At 63.7% G+C, this 6,089-nt stretch carries 5 protein-coding genes and 2 pseudogenes; 5 read left to right on the plus strand and 2 right to left on the minus strand.

Annotated features, from left to right (window positions below):
* The 4 genes and pseudogenes from EOA28_RS21765 to EOA28_RS21780 all read left to right on the plus strand — a co-directional run.
* A partial coding sequence (locus EOA28_RS21765; RefSeq protein ID WP_128315245.1) for an HlyD family type I secretion periplasmic adaptor subunit occupies positions 1–696 on the plus strand: 696 nt, incomplete at its 5' end.
* 1 nt (position 697) lies between these two features.
* On the plus strand, positions 698–2,452 hold the full coding sequence (locus EOA28_RS21770) for an SEL1-like repeat protein (RefSeq protein WP_127252065.1): 1,755 nt from the start codon (positions 698–700) through the stop codon (positions 2,450–2,452).
* Positions 2,453–2,990: 538 nt separating this feature from the next.
* A pseudogene (locus EOA28_RS21775) lies at positions 2,991–3,395 on the plus strand (ATP-binding cassette domain-containing protein); the annotation flags it as partial.
* Positions 3,395–4,665, plus strand: a pseudogene (locus tag EOA28_RS21780) (HlyD family type I secretion periplasmic adaptor subunit). The pseudogenes EOA28_RS21775 and EOA28_RS21780, both read left to right, overlap by 1 nt.
* Before the next feature lie 248 nt (positions 4,666–4,913).
* Here the strand turns inward: EOA28_RS21780 and EOA28_RS21785 are convergent.
* Both EOA28_RS21785 and EOA28_RS21790 read right to left on the minus strand, forming a co-directional pair.
* The gene (locus tag EOA28_RS21785) at positions 4,914–5,114 is read right to left on the minus strand and encodes a conjugal transfer protein TraD (protein WP_127252069.1); all 201 of its coding nucleotides are present in this window, start codon (positions 5,112–5,114) and stop codon (positions 4,914–4,916) included.
* Complete coding sequence (locus tag EOA28_RS21790; protein ID WP_127252064.1) at positions 5,111–5,434, minus strand: conjugal transfer protein TraD; 324 nt, start codon at positions 5,432–5,434, stop codon at positions 5,111–5,113. Before EOA28_RS21790 ends, EOA28_RS21785 begins: the two co-directional genes overlap by 4 nt.
* Positions 5,435–5,580: 146 nt before the next feature.
* On the opposite strand from EOA28_RS21790, the gene mobQ reads away from it, so the two are divergent.
* Positions 5,581–6,089, plus strand: a 509-nt coding sequence (gene mobQ / locus EOA28_RS21795) for a MobQ family relaxase (RefSeq protein WP_189342131.1), incomplete at its 3' end; no start/stop codon positions are given.

The raw sequence follows: 6,089 nt of genomic DNA on the forward strand, positions 1-6,089 counted from the left end.
GAGATGTCACGATCGCTCGCCAACGCCGTGCAGACGACCGAGGCCGCCAAGCGCCAGCAGGCAGCGGTCGATGCAGAGCGCAACGGCTACATTCAAAGCTGGCGTGCCGACGTCTCGCAGAGCCTGTCGGAAGCCCACTCGCGCATGTCGGATGCCCGCGAGCTTTTCAACAAGGCGAAGCTGCGCAAGCAGTTGGTGGAGTTGAAAAGCGAGGCCGACGCCACGGTTCAATCGGTGGCCAAGGTTTCCGTCGGCGCGGTCCTGCAGTCCGGCGAGCGCTTGATCACGCTGGTTCCCGCCGATGCGGTGCTTGAGGTCGAGACCAACATCGTCGGACGCAGCAGCGGCTTCGTCCATGTCGGCGATCCCGTGGCCATCAAATTCGATACCTTCCCCTATTCGCAATATGGCCTGGCTCACGGCACTGTTCGCACAGTCAGCCCGGATTCATTCTCGGCCAGGGAGCAGGCACGCGATCCAAACAGCTCGCTGGCCATGCTTCCGGCGGATACCGATCAATTCTATCGCACGCAGATCTCGATCGACGATGTCGCCCTCCACAGCCTGCCAGCTGGTTTCGCGATCAGCCCCGGCATGCCTGTCACCGCCGATGTCAAGGTCGGCCGGCGTACCGTGCTGAAATACATGCTTGGCGCCATGCTGCCGATTGGACAGGAAGCGATGCGGGAGCCCTAGGATGGCTATCCTCGACCGCCTGACTGGACGCTTCCGTCCCGCGCTGGCGCTTCGCCGGGCGATCCAGCTTTCCGACAGCGGCAGGCTTGCGGAGGCATTTGCGCTGATGGCTATCGCGGCAGGCGCCGGCATTGTGGAGGCACAATATCGGGTCGGCCGTTGCTACTTGGAGGGCACCGGCGTCCCGCCGAGCCACTCGGAAGGGGCGCGTTGGCTGCGGCGAGCGGCCAATCGCGGCAGTCCCGATGCGCAGGCGCTGCTTGCCGCGCTGTGCATAGCAGGGCTTGCAGGCAAGGAATCAGGTTCCGAAGGCTTGTTCGAACGGGATTCCTCGCGAGAGCCGGACTTCACGGCAGCGCTCGAACTCGCGCGGAAGGCCTCTGAGGCGGGCTCTGCAACAGGGCAGGCACTAATTGGCTACATCCTGAGCAAAGGGCCCAAGGCGATGCGCGATCTCGATGCAGCGCATGGCTGGTACGAGAAGTCCGCGGCGGCCGGCTGTCCTGAAGGATGCCTCGGCTTTGCCCTTTCCTTGGCCCGGCTGCGGCAACCGGAGCAGCGAGCCAGGATTGCCGCCGAGGTCCGGCGCGCCGCGGATGCCGGCCTGCCGACTGCGCTCTATCTGCTTGCCATCCTCAGCGAGCACGGAGTGGGCGTGCCCGTCGATCTGGAAGCGGCTCAGAGACTCTATCGAGAGGCCGCAGAGAATGGGCACGCATCCGCTCAATTCCGGCTCGCGCTAGCCCTGATCGAGGGTAGCCTGGTGGATCAGGATGCCGTCGCTGGGGAAGCCTGGATGCGCCGCGCCGCGCTGACGGGAAATGTCGATGCCGCTTATCGCGTCGGCGAACTCTATGCCGGCAACCCCCAGCGGGACTATGCCGAGGCCGCGACGTGGTACCGGCGGGCCGCGGATGCGGGCCACCAACCGGCCGCCCGGGCCTTGGCATCGCTCTATCTGTCGGGCAATGGCGTGGCTAAGGACGCCGAGGAAGGTGCACGCTTGCTGCGTGCCGCCGCCGCCAGCGGCAATCGTGAATCCCAGGTTGATCTCGCAAACCTGGTTCTTGACGGTGGGGGCGAACCAGATGATGAAATCAGCGTAGCTGGATGGTTCGGGGCAAGTGCGTCATCGGGCGACCTGGTCGCTGCGTTCAATCTCGGTCTCTGCTTCGCCAACGGGCTTGGTGTGCGCAAGGATCAAGAGCGCGCAGCGCATTGGATAGCCCGCGCGGCCGAGGGCGTGGCCGAGGCGCAATACATGTATGCCCGCATGCTCCAGGATGGTCGGGGCATGGCGGCCGACCAGAGGGAGGCCCGCCTCTGGTTTGAGCGGGCGGCCGGGGCAGGCATCGTCGATGCGCAGGTGGCTCTTGCCGAAATGCTCTACAACGGCCGCGGCGGAGAACGCTCTTTGATAGCCGCGGCACATCTCTTCAAGCAAGCCGCCGCCGCAGGCCATGCCGGGGCGATGTTCGCGATCGGCGCATTGTATGAGACCGGGCAGGGCGTGTCGCTCGACTACAAAGCGGCGCAGAAGTGGTTTGCAGCCGCCGCCGAAAGGGGCCACGGACATGCCCAACTCATGCTTGGCCGCTATCTCTCCAGGGGCATTGCCGGCGATCAAGACCCGGCTGCTGCTCGCATTTGGCTCGAACGGGCTGCTGCACGCGGTGTCGAGGAAGCCTCTGATGAGCTCGCGGAGACAGAACGGCGACATAGGTCGCGACCTTTGGCTCCCGGATTAGGTGCCTAGACTAACCGGCCGACACGGGACACAGCTGTAAATAGCCAGAAGGGGCCACTGACGACGTCTTTGCACACGGCGTTCCGGCAGAAGTAGATCATGCTGCTAGAGTCCGCGTGCGATGTTGACCGCTCGCCGGTCCGAAGATCGGCTTCTGTCAGGGTTCTAATGAAAGCAGAGCATCCCTGACGGCCGCAAAGCGGCCGCTAGATAATTCTACATTTCACGATCGACTGGGGTTCTTGGAAGCTTTTCGAACTTTCTGGGTCGAGCACAGCCCGAATTGCGAGTGCTTATCGGCAGTGAGAGCGAGGAGCCGGGGTAGATAGAGAGTCCCGCTTGGCAAGCCGTCCCGAACGTGGGACGGATTCCACAGTGCCCTCGCCAAGTTCGGTGGCAATCCTTGGTGTCTAGAAGCTTGGCATTAAGCAACCATGCTACTCTAGAAGAAGTTGCGCGGCGACGTGGGTCCGACTGACGCGGCGCGTCGATTGTGTTCGCGATGAGCGTCCGCCCCCTCAGGAACACAATTGAAAGGTTCGCCTTCGCCGCCGGCGTGCACGATCTGGTCGTCCGTTTGCCGGAAGGCTATGAGACGCGGATCGGCGAAGCCGGCTCGGCGCTTTCGGCGGGCCAGAGGCAGCGGGTGGCACTGGCCCGCGCGCTCTACGGCGATCCCTTCCTGGTCATCCTCGATGAGTCGAATTCCAATCTCGATGCCGAGGGCGAGGCGGCGCTGACGGAGGCGATCCAGGGCGTGCGCGCCCGCGGCGGCATCGCGGTCGTCGTGGCGCATCGTCCCAGCGCGCTGGCCAGCCTCGATCTGGTGCTGGTCATGGCCAATGGCCGCGTGCAGGCCTTCGGGCCGAAGAACGAGGTTCTGAACAAGGTTACCCGTCCGGGGGCGGCGCCGTTGAAGGTGGTTGCCGGGGCCGAGGAGACCGCATCCTGATGGCCGACGAAGCTGCTCCGGTCGAAAAGGCCATTCGCCGCTATCTGATCGGCGGCGTCGCCGCCTGCATCCTTCTTGTCGGCGGCGGCGGCCTTGCCGCCGTCACCGAACTGTCCGGCGCGGTGATCGCTTCCGGCAGGCTGGTCGTCGATTCCAGTGTCAAGAAGGTGCAGCACCCGACCGGCGGCGTTATCGGCCAGATCCTCGTGCGCGAAGGCGATGCGGTGAAGTCGGGCGACGTCCTGTTGCGCCTCGACGAGAGCGTGACGCGGGCCAATCTGGCGATCGTCACCAAAGGCCTCGACGAATTCGAGGCCAGGAGGCGATTGCGTTTCCTCAATCGCTGACCTCTCGACAGGACGATCCGACCGTCGCCCGCGCCATGGCCGGAGAGCAGTCCCTGTTCGAATTCCGCCGGCAGTCGCGCGCCGGCCAGAAGGCGCAGCTCGAGGAGCGCATCGCCCAACTGGCCGAGGAGAGCTCCGGCTTGAGCGAGCAGCGCGTCGCCAAGAGCCACGAGATCGAGCTGATCGGCACCGAGCTCGAAAGCATCCGCAAGCTCTGGCAGCAGAAGCTGGTGTCGATCGATCGCCTGACCGCGCTCGAACGCGACGCCGTCCGTCTCGACGGCGAGCACGGCCAGCTCACCGCCTCGATCGCTCAGGCGAAGGGCCGCATCGCGGAGACGCGCCTGCAGATCATCCAGGTCGACCAGGATCTGCGCAAGGAGGTCGCGACCGAACTGCGCGACGTCCAGAGCAAGATATCCGAGTTCGTCGAGCGCAAGGTGCCGGCTGAGGATCAATTGAAGCGCATCGACATCCGCAGCCCGCAGGACGGGGTGGTGCATCAGCTTGCGGTCCATACCGTCGGCGGTGTCATCACCCCCGGCGAAGTCGTCATGCTGATCGTGCCGGTGGCGGATGAGCTGACCGTGGAGGCGCGCGTGGCGCCGCAGGATATCGACCAGCTGAAGACAGGCCAGGAAGCGGGACTGAAGTTCTCGGCGTTCAACCAGCGTGTCACGCCGGAGCTGAACGGCAATGTCAAAGAGATATCCGCCGACCTCAGCCTCGACGAGCGCAGCGGCGCGGGCTTCTACACCGTCCGCGTCGGCATTCCGCGCCCGGAGCTGAAAAAGCTCAAAGGTCTGGCGCTGGCGCCCGGCATGCCTGTCGAGGCGTTCTTCTCGACGGGCAACCGCACGATGCTGTCCTATCTGGTCAAGCCGCTGGCGGATCAGATCGACAGGGCGTTCAGAGAAGAGTGACCGTGCCCATATCTCAATAGCCTATTGACCCATTGCGGACGATTGCAACCTGCTGGTTCACAAACCATCCGGGGATACCTGACTGCCGGAACCGCTAGTGCGATGCCTTCAACTTAGGTTGGTCGTGACCGGGTTTCCGGTCAGCAACACTGAGTCACCGACGAACCCGAGATGAATGTGAAACATCCCTTTCACATTGAAGCGGTTTTTGACCGGGTGGGATCCGGCGCTCGCCAATCTTCGGTGCGTCATTGGCCCTTTTGCTCTTCATGCCGTTCCGCAGCGAACGCCTGTTTCCCCTTCGCGGCCCACAGTTCCCGGGCATGCTCGCCCTCATGGCTTTGGAGCTTGGCGGCGATCCAAAGCAGCGCGCCGAAAATGGTGGCGCGATCATCAGCGGTCAGATCGACGATGCCGGCCTTGACGACGAGACCGCCGAATTCAATCAGATGTCGGGTGCGTTTGCGGCGGTCGACCTGCCAGGAGCGCTACGCAGGTTGCGCTGAGATGCCGGCACAGCTCGCCGGGGCCTGCTCTCGAAAAACATCACCCCACGCTTGGCCCATGCCTCGCGTTTTGCGGCGTCCTTCGTCTCGGCGATTGCGACCAGGGCGCCGGCCAGTTCGTCGGTGCTGAGTTGATCGGCGCCGGTGGCAATGACCAATTCGCCGAGCTGCTGCACCTTTCGCGTTTTGAGCTCTCGCGCTTTTTCTTCCAGGGCGTGAAGTTCGGCGTCGAAGTCTCGTTGTTTGCGCATGGCTGTCTCCATTGATTGTCGATCCGACAATGATAGGGGAGCGTTCGCCGGAAGGCTTCAGGGTTGCCGAGACAGCCCGGGACGGGCTGGTCCATCCCGAGAATTTTTCGAGGGAGGGCGCGCTTATACGTCGTGCCGACGTGCGCTTTGGCGTGCAAATGATTTGGTCGCGATGGCAATCTTATCATCTTCACGTCAAGGTCATTGGCCGCAAGGCAGGCAGCAGCGCGGTTGCGTCTGCAGCCTACCGCTCGGCGTCTCGGCTGCGCGACCAGCGCATCGAACGCACTCATGACTTCTCGGCCAAGCGTGGCGTCGTCCATTCCGAGGTCCTGCTGCCGGAGAATGCGCCGGAAGCCTGGAGCGACCGCGAACGGCTCTGGAACGACGTCGAGGCGTTCGAGGTGCGCAAGGATACCCAACTGGCCCGCGAGGTGGAATTTGCTCTGCCACGCGAGCTGAGCCTGGCGCAAGGCATCGAATTGGCACGGGACTTCGTGCAGGCCGAGTTTGTCAGCCGGGGCATGGTCGCCGATCTTAACGTGCATTGGGACAGGGCGGAGGACGGAAGCCCTAAACCGCATGCCCATGTCATGCTCACCATGCGCTCAGTCGATGAGAACGGCTTTGGCCCGAAAGTACGCGACTGGAACAGCACTGAAATGGT

Origin of the sequence: Mesorhizobium sp. M2A.F.Ca.ET.067.02.1.1, assembly GCF_004023285.1 — a bacterium.
Lineage (GTDB): Bacteria > Pseudomonadota > Alphaproteobacteria > Rhizobiales > Rhizobiaceae > Mesorhizobium.

Excerpts from the sequence above, each read along its gene's own strand:
- EOA28_RS21770 (WP_127252065.1), top strand. The coding sequence starts at position 698 with ATGGCTATCCTCGACCGCCTGACTGGACGCTTCCGTCCCGCGCTGGCG.
- EOA28_RS21790 (WP_127252064.1), bottom strand. The coding sequence starts at position 5,434 with ATGGAGACAGCCATGCGCAAACAACGAGACTTCGACGCCGAACTTCAC.